Below are 23,323 nucleotides of genomic sequence, written 5' to 3'. Positions count from 1 at the left end.
CAAAAAACTATTCTTTATTTCTTTCCTCTCCCTTTAGGCTTTGGCGCATTTTTAAATTCTTCTTCTGAAATAAAACCATCTTCATCGGTATCAATTTTAGAAAAATCTTCTTTTAAAGGCCCTTTAATTTCATCTTTAGAAAGTTTACCATCTTCGTTTGCATCCATTTCTTTTATTAGTTCACTAAAAGACGGTGGCGTTTTTTCTTGTCGGTTTTGAGATTGTGCAAAAGCGCCATTAGATATTAATACTACTATACCAAATGCTAAAACTGTTTTTTTAATTGTGCTACTTTTCATATCTAGAATATTTATCGTTATGTTCTTTTAGATGCCAACATATTTAATTCCTTGTGCTGCATATTGTTAAATAAAAGCCAAAAAAAACTCTTCAAAATGAAGAGTCCTTTTTAAAAATCACTACTACACAAGATATGTATCTAAATAGAATAAATATAAAACCAAACATGGCTAAATTTCTATTAGTTAATACGTTGTTTTTATTTTCGCTATTTCAACAACTAAATTTTAATTGATTTTTTCATTATAATCTTAGTTAATAACCCAGCAACTGTTATACCTAATAAAATAAACAAAATGTTATACGAAAAGAAACTTGCTTGATTTTTAGTTTTAACTAAAAATTTATTTTTGTCTACTAATAAATTTAAAGCATGATTGTTTTTATCATTTAAAACAAAGTGTTCTTTATTAAAACCTTCTTTTAAAAGTACTAAAGCACTTTGGTTTTTATGAATATCTTTAAACGCGCTATTTTTCACAAAAACAGCATTTATTTCTGAAGGAACACCAAACACCTCAAAAACTACTTTTGTTTCGTGACCTAGCTTTACATAACCTTTACCTAAAGTAATCTCTTGATTTTGGTTAAAGTTAATTTCTAGATTATTTTTAAGGTATTCAATTACCATTTTCTGAAACTCCTCAGGTGTTTTATAAGGAGTTTCAGCATAATGTGTTTTTATTTCTTGTTGAAAAGCAGATAAAGATGCGCTAATTTGTAATATCCATGTATTGTTCTCTTTCTCTACCAACATTGTTGTAGAAACATTTGGTTGATGCGCTTTCATAACCACCGAAGTGAATAGAAATAGTGCAAGTATGATTATCTTTTTCATTTGTTTTGTTTTTTAATTTACATATGCACCATAAATGCAATCAATAAAATTGTTATTTCCTGGAGCATCTACATGATAATGATAGCCTCTTGTTTCATCTGTATGACCTCTACAATCGTCTAAATCTGTTGGCTCATTTCCATTAACATCTAATTGCGCATATAAACCATGACCATCTATAGCATAACCAATCATAGCAGCATGATCATCATCTTGAGTTATTTGAGTAGATACTCCTGTTGCTGCATGATAATGATAACCTGCATTTAAATTAACATGCCCACCTGCATCATCAAAAGGAGCTAAAGTATAAGCCCCTAAAATAGCGTCTGTTGGTGCTGGAGCATCAAAGACAACTCCATTAAAGGCTAATCCTCTTTGTGATGGTCCAGTACTTTGTCCTGGAGGTCCTCCAACACCACCAAAAGATATTGGTGTTGTTTGTTTTACAGGTGTAATTGGTATTAAGTACGTTTGTGTTAAATCTGCAACGTAAGATGGTAAACATTCTACACAAAAATTCTCATATTCTGCTCCAACATTTGGATTTGCAGCATTAGCACAATCGTCTTCTGTTTCTGTAGTGTAAATATCTCCATTACCATCGTACATTAACCAAGTTGAGTCATTATAAAATGTTGCCATATTTTCAATGAATGCTCCATCTACGTCATAAACCTGACCATTCTCTAGCCAAATACCTCCTGCTGACGCATCATCTGAAATGTTTTCTGGACACCAAGGACCCATTTCATGATCTGTAGGTGTACTTGTTGCTACTATTTGATAACAATCGGTATCTGTACCATCAGATAATGTACAAGGAACTACAGTTATGGTAACTGCTGATGTATTGGTTAAAAATAAAGATGAATCTACATTGATAACGGTTCTACTGTAGTATCTGCTTCTGTTGTTGTATTATCATCATCACTACTACAAGCAACAAAACAAATAGCAATCATAGCAAGTGCTATTGATAATACTTTATTTAAAAATTTGAAATTCATAATTATATATTTTTGGTTTAATTATTTAGAGGTGTTAATTGTATAGTACTTGTATTATTCTTTTTAAGAAAAAAGTTAAAATCTATAATGAAAATTAACAACGGGTTAATAATCAATCGAAATTGATTTTTCAACTTTATTATTTCCTTCCTCTTCCTTTAGGCTTTGGCGCATTTTTAAATTCTTCTTCTGAAATAAAACCATCTTCATCGGTATCAATTTTAGAAAAATCTTCTTTTAAAGGCCCTTTAATTTCATCTTTAGAAAGTTTACCATCTTCGTTTGCATCCATTTCTTTTATTAGTTCACTAAAAGACGGTGGCGTTTTTTCTTGTCGGTTTTGAGATTGTGAAAAAGCGCTATTAGATATTAATACTACTATACCAAATGCTAAAACTGTTTTTTTAATTGTGCTACTTTTCATATCTAAAATATTTATTGTTATGTTCTTTTAGATGCCAACATATTTAATTCCTTGTGCTGCATATTGTTAAATAAAAGCCAAAAAAAAAGCGCTTCATTTATGAAGCGCTTTTAGATAATATTTTATTAAAAATCGTTTGGTGGTGGAGGTCTATGACCATCTGGTCTTTCCGGCCTTTCCGGTCTTTCTGATCGTGGAGGCCTTCCGCCTTCATCTCCTCCTCTACGAAGTGCGTCTTTTATAATTTTCTTAAATTTTACTTTTTGTTTTTCATCACATAAATCGTGAATACTATTAAAGTGATAATAGACTTCCTTTTCTAGGTTTGCCTGTTTATCCCCTATTAATCTTGTAATAGAATCTATCGCTTTTTCATCTACCGAAGCATTAGAAATATTATTCAACAATGCATCTTTTAAATCCCTTAAATCATCACTAGTACGCATCATTTTTTCATGATGTGTAGCATTTATAGTTTGTAATTTTTCAAGTTGTGCAGCATTAAACTTTAATTCTTTTCTTAAAAAGCTCATGGGATCCTTACGTCCTTCGGCTTTGTTATCATTAGATTTCCCCATGTAGTTAAACAGAAAAAAACCATTTACAACAATTAAAAAGACAAGTAAAATATATAAAACGGTATTCTTTTTCATATTCTTAATTTAATAGCGATGTTTCTGTACTTGTAGATAAACCATACGTTTCTGCAAATAGATTGACATTCTCTTCATATTTTGTTTTTTGAAACTTTGAAAATGCGAGTACGTTTAAAGCAACTACACATATCAAAGTAGCTAGTTGTAATTTAGGTGAGAACCAAGACCAAGCAACTTTTTCTTCTTCTTGTTGCGAAAACAAACGTTGCATGGTTTTATCTTTAAAAAAAGGCGAAATAGCAACTTCTTCAATAGCTTCAGCAGCTTTAAAGGTATTGTCTATTTTTTCTTGAATGGTATTATTTGTTTTCATATTTATTTAGATGCATAAATTTGCAAAAACTTGCGCTTATTTTTCATTTTTATAAAAATGTTCTAGAGATACCTGTAAATTCTTTTTTGCTCTAAACAATAAAGACTCAATAGAACTGATGCTTTTATCTGTAATCTCGCTAATTTCCTTATAACTTTTATCGTCAATTTTATTTAATGTAAATACGATTCTTTGTGCTTCTGGCAATTGATTAATAGCGTAAAATAAGGTTTCACTCGTTTCCTTTTGTTCTAAAACAATTCCGGGATGCTTGATCTCTGTAAAATAATTTGTTTTATCTAAAGCAATATCATTTCCTGTTAAGGATTGTAAAAATGCAAAACGTTTTTTGGTGTTCTTTTTTCTAATAAACTCTAGACATTTATTGGTTGCTATTCTATAAATCCAAGTAGATAATTTAGAATTCCCTTTAAATTTATGAATAGAATTAAAAACCTCTACAAAAACATCTTGCGCAATATCTTCTGCATCTTCTTTGTTAGGCACAAAAGAAATACAAGTCGCAAATACTTTTTGCTGAAAAAGGTCCAAAAGCTTTCCGTAGGCAAATTGCTTTCCTTCTCTTAAATCATTTATAAAATCTTGTTCTTCCAAATGCGTAATTTAATCCTAGTAAATTATAAAAATAATTTAAACTGTTTTTTGCTTTATTTTAATACCAAGCGCTTTTTCAATTTCTTGAACTCTAGAAACTTCATTCGATAAGACTAAAGCTATAGATTCTCCTTTTTTTCCTGCTCTAGCTGTTCTTCCAGATCTATGTGTATAATATTCTAAATGTTCTGGTAATTGATAATGAATTACGAAACCTAAATTATTTACATCGATTCCTCTTGCCGAAACATCTGTAGATATTAATATTTGTACACTAGTATTTTTAAAAGCACGCATAACTTTTTCACGATCTCTTTGTTGCATATCCCCTTCTAAAGCACCTACATTAAATCCTTCTTGCTGTAACTGATGCGTTAACGCTTGTGTTCCTGCTTTTGTTTTACAAAAAATGATTCCACGTTCTTCTGTTCTTTCCTCTAAAACAGATACTAGTACATTAATTTTATTTTGGATAGTAGTTTCAATAAAAGAATGGGAAATATTAGCATTTACTAAGCTATTTCTATTTATCTCTAGTCTAACTGCATCTGGTTTAATATATCTTTTTACGATGTCTTTTAAACTTTCTGGCATGGTTGCAGAAAATAACCACGTATTTTTAGAAGCTTTAGTCGTTTTTAAAATGGTAGTTAAATCATCTTTAAAACCCATACTTAGCATTTCGTCTGCCTCGTCTAAAACTAAGGTTTCTACATTTTGTAAATCAATAACTTCTCTATTAATAAGATCTACCAAACGTCCTGGAGTAGCCACAATAATATGTGTAGTACGTTTTAGGTTTTTTATTTGAATATCTATTTTCTCACCGCCATAAACACCTTCACAAAATATTTTAGTATCGTTATACTTGGTGAATTTAAAAAGCTGCTTTTTAATTTGCTGTACCAGCTCTCTGGTTGGTGATAAAATTAAAGCTTGTATTTCTGCTTTTTTAGGATTAATACGATGTAAAACTGGCAAACCATAGGCAGCAGTTTTCCCTGTACCTGTTTGGGCTAAACCTACTAAATCTGTTTTAGATTGTATTAAAATAGGAATTGCTTGTTCTTGAATTTCCGTAGGTGCTTTAATCCCTAATTCTTTTAAGGATTTCACGTAGTTTTTATGAATACCTAATTCTGAAAATGATGCCATAATGGGTTCTAATCTATTTTACTATTAATTGTACACAAATAAAACGAATATAATCTGAATATTCTTTCTACTACACGTTTTAATATTATTTAGACGAAAAACAAAATTCAACTTTTTAGGATTTCTAGCTCCTGAAAAAAGACACTAAAGCAAAAAACATCTTGTGTTTGTTTCAAGATGTTTTGTATTTATTAAGTTTTTGAAGTAATCTTTTTATTTGCAGTCTAAAAGATCTTTACCAAGAATAATATCTTTATTGGCAACAAACATATCTTCTTTTTTTTCTAATTTTAGAATGCTTTTATCTAGGCCTTTTTTCGTCAATCGTTTAATACGATATTTAGTTAGCAAAGGATCATTGTCAAAATAAAAAGCGTTTAGCTCATAAGCTTCCTTACCTTCTTCCTTTATAACAGGACGAATAGATTTTACACGGCCACTTCTATGCACAGTTCCAGGGATAAACGTATAAAAAGTATACGTACCATCCACATCTGTTGTAATAGATGCGCTATGGTATATGTGACGTTTATCATTCTCTTTTTGAATACTGTAATAACCATCTTCATCTGGTTGTGATATAGAAAGCGTTACATTATTGGCAGGCGTTATTCCATCGGATTGAAAAATGGTTCCAACGATTTTAATTTTTTCTTCTTTTAACTGAAAATCAGGAACACTATCTGTATTTTTATTAAATTCCTTTATTTCCGAATTAGCATCCGAATAATCTTCTTGAAAGTTAATGGCAAGTGCTATAGAATTATCTACAGAATCTTGTGCATGTAACGTTTGACAGGCTCCAAAAAAAAGGGTACAACAAAAAATAGTAACTAAGCTTTTCATAATAATTGATAGTTTCAACAGGTTAAAACTATAATATTCAATGCAATAGCACACAATAAATCTTATGAACTATAAAAATACACGATGAAAAGAATTTTTATTCAAAAAAATACGATGAAAGGAACACTAAATTTCGAGTATTTGGATTAAACGATGCCATTACACCTAGTTTCTGGTATCCGATTTTGGACTATAAAGCAAACAAAAATAAAAAAGCATAAATTTATATTTGTATAGATTCTTCCTTATTTCTGAGCCATTTATTTTCTTTTATTCCAGTAAAATAGACTCTATTTCTAGTTGAAAAGATTCTTTTGTTTTATTAGCAATTAGAAATGCAATTTCTTCCATAGACTTTCCAGAAAAATTTGGAATATCTAATGTGTTTCCTCTAAAACTAGGATAGAATTTGGATAACGGAATTTTAAGGACCTCCCACTTTCCAGAACTAGAAAAAGGAGCTATATAAGAATGACGTTGCTCTTGTTCTTCTTTAATTCGGAATTGATAGTCTTTACCATCTCCTTTAATTCGGAGTACTATATGGGTAAACTTGGAAACCTCTTTTTTAGAAAAAGTATATCGAACGGAAGCAAAACCACCATTGTTTTCTGTAGTCACATGACCTTTAAATAGCGCTTTTCCATCTGGGTTAATTTCTAAGGAACTTGTAGAAAGCCCTCCCATGACACCATCATTAATAACATACCAATTATTGGTGTCTTCTTTTGATTTAAAATCAAAAATATTGGATGTACTATCTGGATATGCCATACACAAAACTTAGAATAATTAAATACTTTTCATTCTCGTAACGAAGTTATTTGTCTAATCTATAATAACCACATTTTAAATAAGCACCTTCTGGGAAACCAACAGGATGGTCTGTATCGTGTTCTGTTTTTAAAATCACGTTATAATTCCTATTAGAATCTCTTAAAACTTGTGCATTAATATCGAAAAACGTTTGTGCAAGAATTCTACTAGAACAAGAAGCCAAAACAAGCAAACCGTTTGGTGCTGTAAGTTCTAAACCTAAAGTCGCCAATTGTGCATATTTCTTTTTTGCTAAATCTATTTCGCTTTGCTGCTTTGCAAAACTTGGGGGATCTATAACTACCACATCAAAAGTAGTTTTATCTTTTATTAATTGTTTCATTGCAGCAAAAGCATCTCCAGCAATGGTTTTATGCTTTCCAGAATAGGTATTTAATTTTCCGTTAGCAACCGCCATTTCCAAAGCTTGTTTACTAATATCTAAACTGGTAACCTCTTTTGCTTGATTTGCTAATGCATGTACCGAAAATCCGCCAGCATAACTAAAAACATCTAGCACCGTTTTACCACGACTCCATGCTCCTACTTGTTTTCGGTTTAATCTATGATCTAAAAAGTATCCTGTCTTATGTCCGTGAATTACATTGGCAGAAAATTGCACACCATGCTCCACAAACTGTACCACTTCCTTTTCTAAAACACCATAAACCACTTCTCCATCCTTTAAATCATGTGCTTTACTTTGCTCTAAACTTCTACTTAATCGCACAACAACAGTTTTGCAATTGCTGGTGCTTATTAAGGATTCTAATATGTTTTGTAAATAGTTTAGCCATATTTCAGAATATATTTTCACCACTAAAACCGTAGCATACACATCTGCAATTAAACCAGGAAAACCATCATTCTCGCCAAAAAGCAATCGATAACTATTGGTGTTTGTTTTTAGTAAAGAACTTCTTTTGCTAAAAGCTTCCGCTATTTTCTGATTAAAAAAAGTAGCATCTATAGCAATTGGATCGCCATGATGAATCATTTTTATTCGAATAGGTGACGCTAAATCGAATAACCCAAAGCCAATAATTTTGTTTTTATTCTTTCCGAAAATAATTGCTAAATCTCCTGTTTGTGGATCTTTATTCGTTTTTATAATACTATCTGAAAAAACCCAAGGATGTTTTTGCATTACAGATCTCTCTCCATTTGCGTTAAGTTTAACAGCAATACGTTGACTAGTATTTGTAGTAGAAAAAGTTCTTGTAAAATGCATAAAAATATTTTTGCAAAAGTATGAAATATGCAGCTAGCGATTAGCAGTAATTTGTAATAGATTAAAAATTGTTAAATGTGTTAAATATAATTTTATCCAAGTCTAAAGATTCTGCTTCGACGTATATATCATATAATTTTAAAAAACATAAAACATGAAAACTCTTTTAATTGCCTTTTTTACACTTGTGTCTTTTACTAGTATTCAAGACAAAAAAACGATTACCGCTACATTTGATGGAATAGAAAATGAAGCCTTTTATTTTAGTGATGATGCAGATACAGCACATGTTTTTGATGCTATTTCTGATGAAACAAGCAAGAAATTTGATTTGAAAAATGAAAACTTTATTGGACAAAACTTTAAAATCACTTACTCTACAGAAACCATTTTGGATGAAATGGAAAACAAAATGGAAGTTCTAACCATTGAAGATTTAGAAATTCTTTCGGAATAAATATTTCACACAGACATCTAAAACACAGCCTTTTATTAGGCTGTGTTTTTTTATATAAATAAAAAATGAAGATGCAGATAAACCATATTAAGATTTTCTGCGTACATAAAGAAAACAATAACTATACATTTATTATGAAAAAAACATCCATACTACTACTTGTTGCAATAGTCTTAACCTCATGTGTTTCTAAAAAGAAATTTCTTGCATTAGAACATGAAAACGGTGAAATTAAAAGTGAATTAACTAAAACTAAAGTAGCGAAGGAAGATCTTGAAGGTAAGTTTGCTGCTATACAAGAACGCGTAGATCAATACAATACTAAAATTAACACATTAGCTTCTTTAAATAGTTCTTTAAGCGAAGAGAATGACTCTAAAATGGAAAATGTTGCTGGTGTTGCAGTAATGTCTAACAACACAAAAACAAAGATGCGTGAAACTTTAACGAAAGTGGATCCTAATTTAGTAAGTCAGGCAAAAACTTTAAAAGATTCTATGGACTTGGCTGTTTCTTATAACTTGAAGAAAAGAATGAATACGACTTCTTTTGATGAAAGTGATGATATTGCAATTAGCATTGATGAAACGGTGGTTATGATATCTATTTCAGATAAAATGTTATTTAATTCTGGAAGCTATAGAGTTAGCAATAAAGCAAATGATATTTTACAAAAAATAGCAGATGTGGTAAACTCAGAATCTAGTATAGATGTTATGGTAGAAGGCCATACAGATGCTAGAAGTATAAACACAGATAAATTACAAGACAACTGGGACTTAAGTGTGTTACGTGCAACGTCTGTAGTTAGAAAATTACAACAACAATATAACGTAGCTCCAGAAAAATTAATTGCTTCAGGACGTAGCAGCTACCAACCTTTAGTAGGTAATGATACTAGAGAAGATAGAGCTAGAAACAGAAGAACAAGAATTATTATATTACCAAACATTGATAAGTTTTTTGCTTTAATGTCTGAAGATAATTAAACAGAACATCATTTTATAAATAAAAAAACGCAACCTTTTAGGTTGCGTTTTTTTTATATCTATTTGTTTATTATTTATAAAACAGGTGCTTCTATAAGGTTTCCATATCTATCAAATGCTACAACATTTCCATAAATATCTAGTTCTATAATTGGTTTCCCTAATTTTTCAATTTCACGTATTTGTGTTTTCCTATCTCCTACAATTACGTAAATCATTTCTTCTTCGTTTAAATAATTTCTAATCGTGGTTTTATAATCGTCTAAAGTCATGTTTACCAATTCCTCTTGATCGTCTACCATATACGTATCTGGTTTATTGTATTTACTTATGTTTCTTAAAACAGATAATTGCGCTCCTAAACTTTCAAAAGCTCTTGTATTTCCTTTTAGAATCTTATTTTTAGTTAATGCTACTTCATTGTCTGTAAAACTTGCTTGGTAATTGGTTAGCATCTCTTTAATAATTTCTAAAGATTTTAATGTTGCATTTGCTCTAACACTAGATCGAACTGTAAAAGGTGCTACTTCATTACTTTTTGAAAAACCAGAGTATGCGCCATAGGTATATCCTTTTTCAATTCGTAAGGTTTGAAATAATCTACCACTAGAACCACCTCCTAAAATCTCGTTTGCAAATTCTAACTTATTCGCATTTTTATCTTTTGCAGATATAGCCAACTTACCTATTTGTAACACGGATTGTTTTGCATCGGGAACATCAATAAAGTAGATATTTCCTTTGTTATTATTAATTGGTAAATTATAATGCGGAACTGCTATTTTATAGCCATTCCAACTATTTAATACTAGAGCCACAACTTCTGTTTGCTCTTTAGTTATAGCTCCTGCAATATGAAAATTAGCCTCTTTAGGCGAAAGGTTATTATAATAAGATTTTAAATCTTTCATAGTAATCCCTTGCGTGCTTTCTAGCGTTCCAGAACCTAGTGTACCAAAACGATGATTATGACCATAAATTAATTTGTTAAAAATATTAGAAGCAATAGCGTTTGGATTTGCCTCACGTCCTTTTAAACTAGTTTCTAAAGCTAATTTTAAACGCTCAAATTCTTTTTCATCCCAACGTGGTTCTAGAATCATTTCTTTTACTAAAGCCATGGTGCCTTCAAAATTCTTGGTCAAACAAGAACCTGTGATATGAAAATCTTCTTTTCCGCTATACATATTTATAGAAGCACCTAATAAACCAATAGCTTCTTCTAATTCCGCTGGAGTTTTTGCCGCTGTTCCTTCCTGCATTAAATCGCTTAACAAACTTGATACACCTTCTTTTCCAATTGGATCTAGTAACTGTCCGCCAGGAATAGTAATATCAAACTGTACTAGAGGTACTTCGTTATTTTCTATTCCAAACAAGCTTAATCCATTTTCAAGGCTGCTTGTCCAAACGACTGGTGCTTTAAACAATGGTAACTCACCAAATTCAGGCTCACTTCTATCTTGTTTTGTTTCTGTTTTTTCATAAACAGCTTCGGCACCTTGACCAACTTCTTCATTAGCTACATTATATCGTACTCGTTCTAGCCAAACCGTTGCAATTTTTGCATCTGTTACCGCTAGGTCTAATTGTCCTTTTGGTACCACGCTGGTCATTACATAGTTTTTGTCTTTAATGTATTCATTGTAAACACGCATAACATCTTCAGCAGTTACCGCTTCCGTTAATTTCGCACTTTCTACAATAAATCCTGGATCTCCTTTAAACTCATTGTCTTGTACTAATTGAAATGCTTTGTTTAAAACAGTACTTACCCCTTGGTATAAATTGGTTTCCAATTCTGCTTTAATTCGTTTTAAATCATTTTCATTAACGCCATTCGTTTCAAATTTGGTTAAACCTTCTTCAATTGCGGTTTTTACATCATCCAAATCTGTTCCTGCATTTGCGCGAACTCTAAAAATAAATTCTCCTGCGATTTCATTACTCGCTTGGTAGGTACCAATATTTGGTGCTAGTTTTTGTTCTTCTACTATTACATTATATAATGGAGCACTTTTACTTCCGCTAAGAAGTTGTCCAAGAATTTCTAATGCGTAAACATCTTGGTGGTATTCTTCTACTGTTGGAATGACCATTCGCAATTCTGGAAGCTTCGCAAAGTTATCTTCAAAATACAAAGACTTTATTTCTTCTAATACAACAGGTTCTGCTTGTAATTGCGGTACTTCTGGTCCGCTAGGAATTTCACCAAACCATTTTTCTACAAGTGCTTTCGTTTCTTCAATATTAATATCTCCAGCAATCACTAAGGATGCATTGCTTGCTCCGTAATACTGATGGTAAAAGGCTTTCACATCGTCTATAGTTGCTGCTTGTAAATCGGGTAAAGCACCAATAACGGTCCAACTATATGGGTGTCCTTCTGGATACAAGTTTTTTCTAATAATTTCATCGGTATAGCCATAAGCCGCGTTATCAACACGTTGGCGTTTTTCGTTTTTCACTACTTGTTTTTCACGTTCTAATGCTTCTTTGGTTACCGTATTAATCATATAACCAAAACGATCGGAATCAATCCACAGAATTTTTTCAAAAGCATCTTTTGGCACCACTTCATAGTATACGGTTCCATCACTCCAAGTTCCACCATTTCTACTTCCACCCCATTCTGGAATCATTTTTCGGTTTGCTCCAACAGGAACATTTTCCGAATCGTTAAAACTCATGTGTTCAAAAAAGTGAGCGAATCCTGTTTTCCCTGGTTTTTCACGATTAGATCCAACATGCATCATCGTGGCTACTGCAACTATAGGATCACTATGATCTTCGTGCAGGATAACTTCTAGGCCATTATCTAAAACAAATTTTTCATAATCGATTTTAAATTCGGTTGTAGTTTGCGAAATTGGTTCTGGTTCTTTTTTACAAGAAATACTCGTAAGTGCAAGTAGCACTAAGGTTAGTGAAGATAATTTCATTTGTAATTGGTTTGATTAATAGACTTTAAATTTAATAACTTGATTTTTAAAGATACGTTAAAACAATTAATATCTTTGCAGACTTAAAATAGAATCTATGTTTTCCTTAAAAAATATTTTTCGTTTAGTCGCTTTACTTGAAGGTGTTTCTTACTTATTATTAATGGCTGCTGCAATATATAAACGTATGCCTAATGGTAATGATTACTTTGTAAAACTATTAGGAATGCCTCACGGATTGCTATTTGTGGCTTATATTATATTGGCAATTCTATTTGGAGTGGAGCACAAATGGAATAAGAAAACCATGTTTATTGTGCTCATTGCATCTATATTACCATTTGCTACTTTTTATGTAGAAAAGAAATATCTGAAAAATATTTAGTAATATAGCATATTAAATATACTTTAAAATGCTAAAAAAACTCCCTCGTTTTCTTGCTATTACTTTTGTATTGCTAGTAATATCTAGTTGTAAAAAAGAAGAATCTATTGAGATTCATAAAAGCAATAAAGCTCCTCAAGCCTTATTAGAAAACGAATTTATTGTTAGAGGAACTACTTTTAACACCAATTTAAATACGGCTTATATTTATAAAATAGAAAGCGATACACTTACTTTAATGGATACTATTTCTATTAAAGAAAAAGCTTTCACTTTTAAAGGTACATCCAACCAACCTGAATTTTACGCAATTAAGGTAGACGAAAGTGATGTTATGTATAAATTTTTAGTCGATGCTTCGGAAATAAATATGTTTTTAAATACAAACTTATTTCTTTCTTCCACTTCTTCTAACTCGGAGACACAAAGGGTTTATTCGGATTATAAATCTAAAATGGATGCTTTTGATTATAAAGAGCGTGAATTATTTCTAAAGTATAAATCGCCACAAACTGCTAGCAAGAGAACTTCGATTCTAAATACCGATTTAGAAAATATGCAAATCGAAAAAATAACTTTTGTTATGGAATTTATTGAAACAAATAACGATTCAGAATTTACTCCTTTTGTACTACAAGAAAATTACCATAGTTTTTCTACAGAAAACTTAAGAAAACTTCACGATACATTAAGCGACGCTATTAAAAACTTACCATCTATTAAATTAATACATAATAATATTGTAAGTCTTGAAGAAAAAGAAGCGCAACAAAGTATAAAAGCCACCGAATATAGACCTATGGCTTATACTTTAAGCGGACCAAATACAAACGGGCAAACGATATCTTTAGCTTCTTTAAAAGGAAAAGTTGTTCTTGTCGATTTTTGGGCTAGTTGGTGTGCTCCTTGCAGAGTTACAAATCCAAACCTAGTGCGATTGCACAATAAATACAAAGATCAAGGTTTAGTAATTTTAAGTGTTAGTGAAGATAAAGGCGAACCAGAATGGTTAGGTGCTATTCAAGCAGATAACTTAACTTGGAATACACACATTTTAGATAATAATAAAACAATAGCTTTTAGATACGGTGTTTCATCCATACCACATAAAATGCTAGTAGACAAACAAGGTAGAATCGCAAGTGGTAAAATTTCTGGTAATACCTTAGAAAACAGAATTAAAGAATTAATTAAAGAATAAATCTATTGTATTACTAGCTTTTTAGTAATTGTATTTCCTTCTGTTTTAATCGTTGCTATATATAAACCAGAACTTAAACTGGATACATTTAAACTGTTTTCGCCAAGCGTAATTTCTTTTTCAAATAGAAACTGACCACGAACAGAATACAATGCTAATTTTGCTGTAGGAACATTTAGATTAACATTTACTACTGTTGTTGCAGGATTAGGATACATTCTAAAATCTAGAGCAGTAACTTCTTGAGATGATAAGGTTTGACATTCTCCTTCATCTGCAACAAAATTACAAGCACTTCCTACTTGCCAATTGCTTAAATAACTAGCGGAAGTATCATCTACAAAAATACAAGTTAAGCTTTGATTGTCTGTTACTATAAACTGACTTATACGATGGTTATTTCCATTTCTAATATCAATATTATTTAGTACGTTATTCGCTGCATTTATATACTTCACATCTGGATTATTAGAAATATCTAAATTTTGAATTTGATTGTTTTGCGTATATAGTAAAAATAAATCATCAGCGTTACTTAAATCGATACTCGAAATATTGTTATTATTACAAAGCAAATGTTTTAAATCGTCATTATTACCTAAGTCTAAAGTACTTAAATTGTTATTAGAGCAACTTAAATAGCGTAACGAAGTATTACTAGAAACATCAATAACATTTAAGCTATTATTATCACAGGATAAGGTTTTTAACGCTGTATTTGCTGAGATATCCAATGTGTTTAAGTTGTTTTCTGAAATAAATAAATCCTCCAAATTTAAATTACTGGCAAGGTTTACACTAGACAGATTATTAAAGTAACATCTTAAGTCTTTTAAATTACCATTTGCAGATACATCTAAAACACTAATATTATTAAGACTGCAATACAGGTTTTCTAATTGAGAATTATTGCTAACATCTAAAGTGCTCAAATTATTATTACTTAAATAAACACTTCTTAAAGCTTGATTTGAAACGATATTTAATGTCGTTAAATTATTATTATCTGCATCTAAAAATTCTAAATATGGATTATAAACTAAATCTAATGTTGTTAAATGATTATTGTAAGCATATAAACGCCTTAAATTCTTAAAAGCCTCTATACCAGAAAGATTCTGAATCCCTTTATTTGCAATAAATAAACTAGTTATAGATGATGCATCACTATTTAATATGTTACCATTTAAACCGTTGGTATCTATATTTAATGAAATTAGAGCTTGCTCAAAAGTTGAGTCAGGAATTGAAGTAGTCTGAGAATGTAGGTTTGTACTATTTAATAAAACAAGCGCAAAAAATAAATGGAGCTTTATATTAAAAAAATAGGAAAACACTACATTTCGAAAAGTGATTAATAGCATATCTTTCTTTCTTAACGTATTGATAGTGTTGTACTAACAATTATTAAGCGCAATATGGTAACTAATACTGTAACTTCCTCTTATTATCGTTATTCTGTTTTTTTACTCGTTTAATTACTAATCACTTAACCTATCTCCTACAAATTCTACTTTTGTTTTATTATGAGGCAATGCATTTCCATTTTTATCTAAATTTACCATTACTATTTTTTCTATGGTAATAATGGTTTCTCTTGTCATCATATTACGGACTTCACAACGCACTGTTAGTGAAGACTTACCAAATTTCACAGCATCTATTCCTATTTCAATAATATCGCCTTGTTTTGCAGAGCTTTTAAAATCTATCTCTGTAATAAATTTGGTTACTACTTGTTGGTTTTCTAATTGTACTACTGCATAAAGCGCAGCTTCTTCATCTATCCATTCTAGAAGTCTACCTCCAAATAAAGTTGCATTTGGGTTTAAATCTTCTGGTTTTATCCATTTTCTGGTATGAAATCTCATATATTATAATAGTTTTTGTTGCAAATCCTGATTTGGTATTTTTAGATTGCAGTTTAATTCTTTGTTTAATTTTTCAATAAAATAAGCAGAAAGCAAAGGGGATTCTTTTTCAATATTTTGATGAATAAAAAAATCAATTTCTTTTACTCCTTGGTCGGTCCATATTTTTAACCTTTCAATCCAATCGTCTAATCTGGTATAATCACTTTCATGGTTTGCGCCAACATAGCGAACAAAAGCAGTAGTATTAGTTAATCGCATATGCATTAAATCTCTTCTGCCTGCAGTATCTACAATGACGTTGGAGATATTATTTTCTTCTAAAAGCGCATACAAATCTTCTGCAACAGCAGAGTCATTATACCAATTGGTATGTCTAAACTCTATTGCTAAAGGAATTTCTTTGGGCCAGGATTCTACAAAGGTGATTACTTTATTAAAATCTTTTGGCGCAAAATTACTATGCATTTGCAAAAAGAGAGTTCCTAGTTTTTCTTTCAGATTAACCGCGTTATTGAGATAATTATTAACAACCTCTCCTACTTCATTTAAACGTTTCCAATGGCTAATTTCTTGGTTTAGCTTCGGAAAGAATTTAAATCCCTTTGGTGTTTTTTCATGCCAAGTTGCAAATTGTTCCGCAGAAAAAATTCTGTAAAACGTAGCATTCAATTCTATGGCATTAAACTGACTAGAATAATACCCTAATTCATCTTTTGTACCTCTTGGATAAAAGCCTTTCAAATCTGCTCTATTCCATTTTGCACAGCCAACAAATATCTCTGGATCCTGTTTTACTTTTACATTATTTAAAACGTTAAGCGTGTCTTTATGATCTTGAGGTAATGTGAAATCTATTAATTCTGGATGTTCTACGCTTCCAAACTTCATGCTTTATTTGTATTGAAAAACTTGAGGTAAAGATACCAAAATATAGCTTGTTAATAAACTGGTTAACAAGTAAAAATACAATGCTATTTTAGGGATTATAAAATCTCTAATTTTAATAAAAACTTATAGATATGAATACTAGAGACTTAAATTTAAAGCAAACGCGTCCGGAAATAGCTTCTATAATTATTAGTGATGATATGTCCAGCGACGAACGTTTTCAAAATCTTGTACTTAGACCAATAGCTAAATTACAAGTCCCTTTATTTATTGAAGTTTTTAAAAATTATGCTAAAAAGCATAAGAACGTTTTTTACGAGTTATCTATTGAAAAACGCATTCTTTATATTGAAAATGCGTTGCAAAAAGATATGAAGCTTAGAAACGCCTTAAAAGGAATGATGATTGGTTTATTCACTACAGAAGAATATCTTATTTATATAAAAAACTCTTCCGCTTTAAACAAACGTATGATGTCTATTGTTAAAGCCCAATTAATTGGTAATATTCAACTTTTAGACAAAGCAGAATTACTCGCTGCTGTTTAAGCATAAATGCTATAATTATCTATATTTTAAATTCTATTAAACTTAATAATTAGACTAATTTTGCGCTGTAAATAATTACAGTGCATATTTTAATGTGTCCAACTTTTTGTCCGAAATTTAAATAAAATGCTTAAAAAAATTGTAAAGCACATGTTAATAACCATCCTTAGTATTATTGGTCTTTTAGTAATAGTCTATTTCTTATTTACTACGTACTACCCTAGTTTTGGTGGAGACATTACTAAAGAGCAACAACTCGTTTATAAAAATTCGGAACAGTTTAATAACGGAAAATTCACCAATACGAAAGCGGTACCCAAAGATTTAAGTTTTTCGGAAACGATACAACTAGCCTACACTTTTTTCACCACCAAAGTACCAAACGGAAGGCCTAAAGAAAATTTAAAAGCAAATAAAATAGATTCGACAAATGTAGCCGATTATAAAGGCGAAGCTAGAATGGTTTGGTTCGGACATTCCTCTTTTTTATTACAAATAGACGGTAAAAACATTTTGTTAGATCCCATGTTTGGAAAAGTAGCCGCACCACATACGCTACTTGGTGGCAATCGATTTAATGAAGAATTCCCTTTAGACATTGAAAAACTGCCACAAATTGATGCGGTGCTATTTTCACATGACCATTACGATCATTTAGATTATGAAACCATATTAAAAATAAAAGACAAAACACAACGCTTTTATGTGCCATTAGGTGTTGGTGCACATTTAAAAGCATGGCATGTTTCCCCAGATAATATAACCGAATTGGATTGGTGGGAAGAAACAAAATTAGACGCACTAACTTTTGTATGTACTCCAGCACAGCATTTTTCTGGAAGAAAATTTAATAATTCACAAAGCACCTTATGGAGTTCTTGGGTGATACAATCTAATACGGAAAACATCTATTTTAGTGGAGATAGTGGTTACGCACCTCATTTCACCCAAATTGGTGAAAAATATGGCCCTTTTGATCTTGCGTTAATGGAATGCGGACAATACAATGAAATGTGGCCAGACATACACATGATGCCAGAAGAAACTGCCCAAGCAGGAATAGATGTGAAAGCAAAAAAAATCATGGCTATTCATTGGGCTGGTTTTAAACTAGCGTTACACGATTGGACAGATCCTATTGAACGTTTAAAAAACAAAGCTGCGACACTAAACCTAGAAGTTATTACTCCCGAAATTGGAGAAGTAATTAAAGTGAAAGACACTATAAATAATTACACCAATTGGTGGGACAATTATTAAACAAAACGCTGAAGCTTAGTATTTATATTAACGACACGCCATTTAAATCTGTAGTTAGCACATCACTCATATAATTAAAATATGGTCTGATGACTTTAAATGCTTTATCCACATCGTTTAAAAAGTCTGGAGAAGTCACTTCTTTATCCGTATATTTTTTGGTAAAAATAAATTGTTTTTTCTTGATTAAATCGATGGCTTTGTGCTCTTTATCAAAATTTCGCGGTGCTGTTTTTACTTCGTCTCCAACAAGTTCACCCCAAATTGCTTTAAAATTTTTATTATTTATTATTTCTCTGATTTCGGAATCGTCTTGTTCAAATTCTTTTCTAATTCGCAATAAATCTTCTTTGTTTGGTTCCCAAAATCCGGTAGCAATAAAACTTTCATTATTTGGCTGAATATGTAAATAATAACCACCTCGTAAATGCGGTTTTATTCTACTAAAAGAACCTCCAAAATGGGTTTTATACGGCAGTTTATTTTTAGAAAAACGCACGTCACGATAAACACGAAACATCTTCATTTTATCCATCTCATCATGCGTACTAAGCATGTTAAACAACTGATTATAAACTTGTTTTACCTCTGCTTCTATTTCTTTAAATTCTTTCTTGTTTTCGTTAAACCATTCTCGATTGTTATTTTTTTCTAATCGTTTAAAAAAGTCGAAGGTTTCTCTTGGTATTGTTTCGTTCATAATACAAATATTAAATAAGCTTAAAAATACAAAAAGCCTCGAAAAAATCGAGGCTTTTATGCTATTAATCTATAGTCGGTTTAATTAAAAACGACTATCGACTAACGTAAAATCTACTTAGTAATTTTAAACTCCTTGGTAATCAATCCATCACTTTCACCATCATAATATTCGATAACAAAAGTTTTATTTTTATCAAAGTACCCAACACCAGTATATTTATCTGTGGTAACAATATAACTCATATTTCTAGCGGAGTATCTTGCTTTTCCAAAAGGCATTTTTTTATCGCCATTTTTTACAGAAACGATAAATCCCTTTTCATCTGGAATAAACGCATAATCCACGTCATTAAATTTGTAATAAGTAACTTTTGTTTTGGTATCATATTGCGGGTCTTTATCATTATCTACCATTACTGTTTTTGTCACTTTTACAGGGGTATCGATTCTGTTTCCGTTAAGCTTATATCTATCTTTTGGATCGATTTTCACTTCTTGTTTTTGTACCGTATTTACTTTTACTTTCTTTTCAATAAGTTTTCCGTCTTCTTTGACTTTTACTGTTTTTACAGTAGTTTCCTCTAAAACATCAACCGGATTGTTTTGTGCATAAATACCTGCACACATTAATAAACTAAATATATATATTAAATTCTTCATTTTTATTTTTTAAATTTTAATGGTTAAACTTTATTCGATATTCTTCAGAAATATTACTTCACTTTATCTTCTATTTCCTCTTTAACATCTTCCATTTCGTCTTCTACAGCATCTGCAGCATCTTCAATGGCATCCCCTGTATTTTCTACAGCTTCTTCAATTTTTTCAGTTGGTGTTTTCTTTTCTTCTCTACAGCTTGTAAATACTGTTGAAATGGAAAACATAAGCACCAATACAATTATTATTTTTTTCATGATTTTATGGTTTTGATGGTTATTAATTTTGGTTATTATACTTTTCTTATAACATCTCTAATAAGAGATAGAATAAATAATACTATAAATACGAAGAATAGTATTTTGGCTATTCCAGCCGAAGCTCCTGCAATACCACTAAAGCCTAATACTCCAGCAATAAATGCAATTATTATGAATGTAATTGTCCAACGTAACATATCTTTAAGTTTTAAAATTTTAGTGTAATAGACTATACTTTGTGAAATCTTTGTATACTCTTACTCTAGTTCTTAGAGAATTCTTCTTGATGTGCATTTGAATTTTCAAAGGATAGTTTGTTATCAAATTGCAAGGTTCTAATAGGAAAAGGAATATTGATATTTTCTTTATCGTATGCCTTTTTAATTTCTATAATGGCTTTACTTTTAGATTTTAGTCTTTCTAAAGCATTTTCAGAGTCTATCCAGAATCTACACAGGTAGTTTATAGAACTTCCGCCAAATTCTGTGTAATAAAATTCTACTTCGTTAGCTTCCTTTACCTGGCTAAACGTATTTGCAATGGTTTGTTTGGTAAGTGCTTCTACTAGATCTAAATCAGACTCATAACCAACACCACACTCCAACATGACACGCATTCTGGTAGTCAGCGAATAATTTTTTAAAGGTTTTTCTAATATGTCTTTATTAGGAATAATAACTAAATTGTTATCTGCTTCCTTTATAACAAATCCTTTGAGGTTAATATCCATTACTTCCCCAGAAAAACCATTGGTTTCTACCCAATTTCCTGTCTGAATTTTCTTTCTAAAGGATAATATAATACCTGCAATAGTGTTAGACAATGTGCCTTGTAAAGCTAAACCAACAACAAGACCTATTACTCCTGCTCCAGTAATTAGCGTAGTTAATGTTTTACTTAAATTTAAAATGCCTAAGGCTACAAATATTCCTGTAGATACTACTATTACTGTTGCAATTCTAGCAACTATATTTGTGATAGATTTTTGTTCTACTTTTTTGGATACTAGTTTTATTACTAGCTTATTTACATATTTTGCGGTAAAGTAAGATGCAAAAAGTACTGTAATTGCTATCGCTAAATTTGGTAAAATTTCGATAAAGGTATTAAGCCAGCCTTGTAATTTTTCTGATAATAAATTAAAAGCGGTTTCTAATTGGTTTTTCATTTTTCAATAAGTTTAAGTGTTTCTATACATCGATTTTGTTTTAGTAACTACTAAAAACTTAATCAACGATAACACTCTGTAACTTATCGGAAGTCTTTTTGGTCCAAGCATCTAACATCCAGCTTGCTTTTTCTAAATCTCGTATGTAAGCACCAATAAGATCTATGGTACCTTCGTCTGAAGCATCTTCTGCTTTATGAATAACTTTAGACATTTGCGCTAGTATTATTTTATGATCTTTAATAATTTCGGAAACCATATAGGTATCCGATTTTAAGGATTTAGCTTCTTCAACAGCTGAAATTTTTAAATAATTGCTGTATTTACTCATCGGATGAAATCTTAACGTAAGAATACGTTCTGCTATTTCATCAATCTTTAGTTGTGCATCTTTGTATAGTTCTTCAAATTTATTGTGAAGATCAAAGAAGTTTTCTCCTAAAATATTCCAGTGAAAATTTCTTAGTTTTTGGTAATAAATGTGGTAATCTGCTAGTAGTGTATTTAGTTCTACAACTACAGGTAATAATTTCTCATCTTGCATATTCAAATAACTCATAATTATATTTTGGTTTTAATGTTTTAAACAGTTTGTTTTGTTCGAACACTATATAAACTATGCGAAATCTCCCTTTTGTCAAGTCCTTTAACAGGTTTTAACTGTTTTAAGATTATTTTAACATAAATTATGTTAAAGCCACTTCTTTTTTCTAAAATAAATTAACATAATTATGAGTATAATAATCATTACTGTCCAAACTATATAATAGCCATACGGATTAGAAAGCTCTGGCATATTGGTAAAATTCATGCCATAGATTCCTGCAATAAATGTTAGCGGAATAAATATAGTTGCTATAATAGTTAGCACTTTCATGACCTCGTTCATCTTATTACTAATGTTGGTCATGTAGAGATCCATAAGTCCCCAAATCATTTCACGATACAAGTCGATACTTTCGTTTACTTGTATCATGTGATCATATAAATTACGAAGATAGTTTTTGGTTTTATCTTCTATAAAATCGATTTCCGATTTTTCCAATTTGTTTACTACTTCACGAAACGGAAAAACGGTTCTTCGTATTTTTAGTATTTCACGTTTTTGGTTTTGAATGCTTGTAGTGGTTGTATTAGAGCTAGATTCTTGAATAAAAAGGGTTTCTTCTAAATCTTCAATCTTATCCCCTTCGGCTTCAATAACCGTAAAGTAATTATCTACCACAGCATCTAAAATGGTGTACATTAAATAATCTGCTTTGGCATTTCGTACTCTTCCTTTGGCATTTCTAATTCTATCTCTCAAATCATCAAACACATCACCATCTGCTTCTTGAAAAGTAAGTACATAGTTTTCTCCAATAACCATACTCATGTGCTCGTAAACTATTTCATCTTCAGTTTTAAAGTGTAGCATTTTAAAAACAATAAAAAGGTAACCTTCATACTCCTCTAATTTAGCTCTTTGGTTTGTAGTCACAATATCTTCAAGAACTAAAGGGTGTAGATTATAATGCTGACCTAATTTTTCAATTTCGGCAGTATTGTTTAAACCATTAATATTAATCCAAGTAACATGTTCCTGCCCTTTAAAATGAAAAGCATCTTCTACATTATTAGAAATTCTAAAGTCACAAGCATCTTTATTATAATTTACAATATCAATTTTAGTTTCAATAGATTGTTTTTCACCTACGTAAGAAACAGTTCCAGGAACTGAATTTACCGTTTTATACGTTTTTTTTCGCTTAGTTGTTTTGCGGTTTTTTTGAGCCATGTAGTTTTTAA

Annotated in this window: 29 protein-coding genes; 6 read left to right on the top strand and 23 right to left on the bottom strand. The window is 30.7% G+C overall.

What is annotated here, in order from left to right:
* Window positions 1-14 precede the first annotated feature (14 nt).
* The 12 genes from AMD28_RS14215 to AMD28_RS14165 form a co-directional block, all read right to left on the bottom strand.
* Window positions 15-299 (bottom strand): EF-hand domain-containing protein, encoded by a 285-nt coding sequence (locus AMD28_RS14215; RefSeq protein ID WP_055444802.1) that lies wholly within the window; start codon window positions 297-299, stop codon window positions 15-17.
* A 221-nt stretch (window positions 300-520) separates the two neighbouring features.
* Window positions 521-1,138, bottom strand: a complete 618-nt coding sequence (locus AMD28_RS14210; protein WP_055444801.1) for a DUF6702 family protein — start codon at window positions 1,136-1,138, stop codon at window positions 521-523.
* Between the two features lie 12 nt (window positions 1,139-1,150).
* Complete coding sequence (locus AMD28_RS14205) at window positions 1,151-1,888, bottom strand: YHYH protein (RefSeq protein ID WP_241492522.1); 738 nt, start codon at window positions 1,886-1,888, stop codon at window positions 1,151-1,153.
* 125 nt (window positions 1,889-2,013) lie between these two features.
* Complete coding sequence (locus AMD28_RS19045) at window positions 2,014-2,148, bottom strand: hypothetical protein (protein WP_275077409.1); 135 nt, start codon at window positions 2,146-2,148, stop codon at window positions 2,014-2,016.
* A 139-nt stretch (window positions 2,149-2,287) separates the two neighbouring features.
* Window positions 2,288-2,572 carry an EF-hand domain-containing protein gene (locus tag AMD28_RS14200; protein ID WP_083478324.1) on the bottom strand — a complete coding sequence of 95 codons (285 nt, stop codon included), beginning with the start codon at window positions 2,570-2,572 and terminating at the stop codon, window positions 2,288-2,290.
* Between the two features lie 125 nt (window positions 2,573-2,697).
* Window positions 2,698-3,225, bottom strand: a complete 528-nt coding sequence (locus AMD28_RS14195) for a periplasmic heavy metal sensor (RefSeq protein ID WP_055444800.1) — start codon at window positions 3,223-3,225, stop codon at window positions 2,698-2,700.
* A gap of 4 nt (window positions 3,226-3,229) precedes the next feature.
* Window positions 3,230-3,541: a hypothetical protein gene (locus tag AMD28_RS14190; RefSeq protein ID WP_055444799.1), complete on the bottom strand. Its 312-nt coding sequence runs from the start codon at window positions 3,539-3,541 to the stop codon at window positions 3,230-3,232.
* Between the two features lie 36 nt (window positions 3,542-3,577).
* Entirely contained in the window at window positions 3,578-4,156 is a 579-nt protein-coding gene (locus AMD28_RS14185; protein WP_055444798.1) for an RNA polymerase sigma factor, read from the bottom strand.
* Between the two features lie 36 nt (window positions 4,157-4,192).
* Entirely contained in the window at window positions 4,193-5,311 is a 1,119-nt protein-coding gene (locus AMD28_RS14180; protein ID WP_055444797.1) for a DEAD/DEAH box helicase, read from the bottom strand.
* Between the two features lie 213 nt (window positions 5,312-5,524).
* Window positions 5,525-6,157 (bottom strand): hypothetical protein, encoded by a 633-nt coding sequence (locus tag AMD28_RS14175; RefSeq protein WP_055444796.1) that lies wholly within the window; start codon window positions 6,155-6,157, stop codon window positions 5,525-5,527.
* 270 nt (window positions 6,158-6,427) lie between these two features.
* Window positions 6,428-6,931 (bottom strand): CIA30 family protein, encoded by a 504-nt coding sequence (locus AMD28_RS14170; protein WP_055444795.1) that lies wholly within the window; start codon window positions 6,929-6,931, stop codon window positions 6,428-6,430.
* 46 nt (window positions 6,932-6,977) lie between these two features.
* Complete coding sequence (locus AMD28_RS14165; protein ID WP_055444794.1) at window positions 6,978-8,204, bottom strand: class I SAM-dependent rRNA methyltransferase; 1,227 nt, start codon at window positions 8,202-8,204, stop codon at window positions 6,978-6,980.
* Window positions 8,205-8,358: 154 nt separating this feature from the next.
* On the opposite strand from AMD28_RS14165, the gene AMD28_RS14160 reads away from it, so the two are divergent.
* Both AMD28_RS14160 and AMD28_RS14155 read left to right on the top strand, forming a co-directional pair.
* A complete protein-coding gene (locus tag AMD28_RS14160) occupies window positions 8,359-8,661 on the top strand; it encodes a hypothetical protein (protein ID WP_055444793.1) in 303 nt (100 codons plus the stop codon).
* 134 nt (window positions 8,662-8,795) lie between these two features.
* Window positions 8,796-9,650 carry an OmpA/MotB family protein gene (locus AMD28_RS14155; protein WP_055445049.1) on the top strand — a complete coding sequence of 285 codons (855 nt, stop codon included), beginning with the start codon at window positions 8,796-8,798 and terminating at the stop codon, window positions 9,648-9,650.
* A gap of 74 nt (window positions 9,651-9,724) precedes the next feature.
* Here the strand turns inward: AMD28_RS14155 and AMD28_RS14150 are convergent, their stop codons facing one another.
* The gene (locus AMD28_RS14150; RefSeq protein ID WP_055444792.1) at window positions 9,725-12,592 is read right to left on the bottom strand and encodes a M16 family metallopeptidase; all 2,868 of its coding nucleotides are present in this window, start codon (window positions 12,590-12,592) and stop codon (window positions 9,725-9,727) included.
* 97 nt (window positions 12,593-12,689) lie between these two features.
* Here AMD28_RS14150 and AMD28_RS14145 point away from each other — a divergent pair, with 97 nt between their 5' ends.
* Together AMD28_RS14145 and AMD28_RS14140 are read left to right on the top strand one after the other, a co-directional pair.
* The gene (locus AMD28_RS14145; RefSeq protein ID WP_055444791.1) at window positions 12,690-12,977 is read left to right on the top strand and encodes a DUF3817 domain-containing protein; all 288 of its coding nucleotides are present in this window, start codon (window positions 12,690-12,692) and stop codon (window positions 12,975-12,977) included.
* 28 nt (window positions 12,978-13,005) lie between these two features.
* A complete protein-coding gene (locus AMD28_RS14140) occupies window positions 13,006-14,178 on the top strand; it encodes a TlpA disulfide reductase family protein (protein ID WP_055444790.1) in 1,173 nt (390 codons plus the stop codon).
* A gap of 2 nt (window positions 14,179-14,180) precedes the next feature.
* On the opposite strand, the gene AMD28_RS14135 is transcribed toward AMD28_RS14140, so the two are convergent.
* From AMD28_RS14135 to AMD28_RS14125, 3 genes are all read right to left on the bottom strand, one after another.
* Window positions 14,181-15,542: a T9SS type A sorting domain-containing protein gene (locus AMD28_RS14135; RefSeq protein WP_055444789.1), complete on the bottom strand. Its 1,362-nt coding sequence runs from the start codon at window positions 15,540-15,542 to the stop codon at window positions 14,181-14,183.
* A 117-nt stretch (window positions 15,543-15,659) separates the two neighbouring features.
* The gene (locus tag AMD28_RS14130; RefSeq protein ID WP_055444788.1) at window positions 15,660-16,049 is read right to left on the bottom strand and encodes an acyl-CoA thioesterase; all 390 of its coding nucleotides are present in this window, start codon (window positions 16,047-16,049) and stop codon (window positions 15,660-15,662) included.
* A 3-nt stretch (window positions 16,050-16,052) separates the two neighbouring features.
* Window positions 16,053-16,940 carry a DUF72 domain-containing protein gene (locus AMD28_RS14125; RefSeq protein ID WP_055444787.1) on the bottom strand — a complete coding sequence of 296 codons (888 nt, stop codon included), beginning with the start codon at window positions 16,938-16,940 and terminating at the stop codon, window positions 16,053-16,055.
* 131 nt (window positions 16,941-17,071) lie between these two features.
* Between AMD28_RS14125 and AMD28_RS14120 the strand changes: the two genes are divergently transcribed.
* Together AMD28_RS14120 and AMD28_RS14115 are read left to right on the top strand one after the other, a co-directional pair.
* Window positions 17,072-17,488, top strand: a complete 417-nt coding sequence (locus tag AMD28_RS14120) for a hypothetical protein (RefSeq protein WP_055444786.1) — start codon at window positions 17,072-17,074, stop codon at window positions 17,486-17,488.
* 126 nt (window positions 17,489-17,614) lie between these two features.
* Window positions 17,615-18,748, top strand: a complete 1,134-nt coding sequence (locus AMD28_RS14115) for an MBL fold metallo-hydrolase (RefSeq protein ID WP_055444785.1) — start codon at window positions 17,615-17,617, stop codon at window positions 18,746-18,748.
* 22 nt (window positions 18,749-18,770) lie between these two features.
* Here the strand turns inward: AMD28_RS14115 and AMD28_RS14110 are convergent, their stop codons facing one another.
* The 7 genes from AMD28_RS14110 to corA form a co-directional block, all read right to left on the bottom strand.
* Entirely contained in the window at window positions 18,771-19,448 is a 678-nt protein-coding gene (locus AMD28_RS14110) for a DUF2461 domain-containing protein (protein WP_055444784.1), read from the bottom strand.
* Between the two features lie 113 nt (window positions 19,449-19,561).
* Window positions 19,562-20,110, bottom strand: a complete 549-nt coding sequence (locus tag AMD28_RS14105; RefSeq protein ID WP_152975619.1) for a hypothetical protein — start codon at window positions 20,108-20,110, stop codon at window positions 19,562-19,564.
* Window positions 20,111-20,163: 53 nt separating this feature from the next.
* Entirely contained in the window at window positions 20,164-20,364 is a 201-nt protein-coding gene (locus tag AMD28_RS14100) for a hypothetical protein (RefSeq protein ID WP_055444782.1), read from the bottom strand.
* Window positions 20,365-20,399: 35 nt separating this feature from the next.
* Window positions 20,400-20,564, bottom strand: coding sequence for a DUF1328 domain-containing protein (locus AMD28_RS18400; protein WP_083478323.1), 165 nt, complete (start codon window positions 20,562-20,564; stop codon window positions 20,400-20,402).
* A 65-nt stretch (window positions 20,565-20,629) separates the two neighbouring features.
* Window positions 20,630-21,535 carry a mechanosensitive ion channel family protein gene (locus AMD28_RS14090; RefSeq protein WP_055444780.1) on the bottom strand — a complete coding sequence of 302 codons (906 nt, stop codon included), beginning with the start codon at window positions 21,533-21,535 and terminating at the stop codon, window positions 20,630-20,632.
* A gap of 58 nt (window positions 21,536-21,593) precedes the next feature.
* On the bottom strand, window positions 21,594-22,094 hold the full coding sequence (locus AMD28_RS14085) for a Dps family protein (protein WP_055444779.1): 501 nt from the start codon (window positions 22,092-22,094) through the stop codon (window positions 21,594-21,596).
* Between the two features lie 132 nt (window positions 22,095-22,226).
* Window positions 22,227-23,312 (bottom strand): magnesium/cobalt transporter CorA, encoded by a 1,086-nt coding sequence (gene corA / locus AMD28_RS14080; protein WP_055444778.1) that lies wholly within the window; start codon window positions 23,310-23,312, stop codon window positions 22,227-22,229.
* Between the last annotated feature and the right edge of the window lie 11 nt (window positions 23,313-23,323).

The organism is Lacinutrix himadriensis, from assembly GCF_001418105.1.
Classification (GTDB): Bacteria; Bacteroidota; Bacteroidia; order Flavobacteriales; family Flavobacteriaceae; genus Oceanihabitans; species Oceanihabitans himadriense.
Note: the sequence above shows the minus strand (reverse complement) of the source record. Positions and strands in the feature narration are given on the sequence as shown.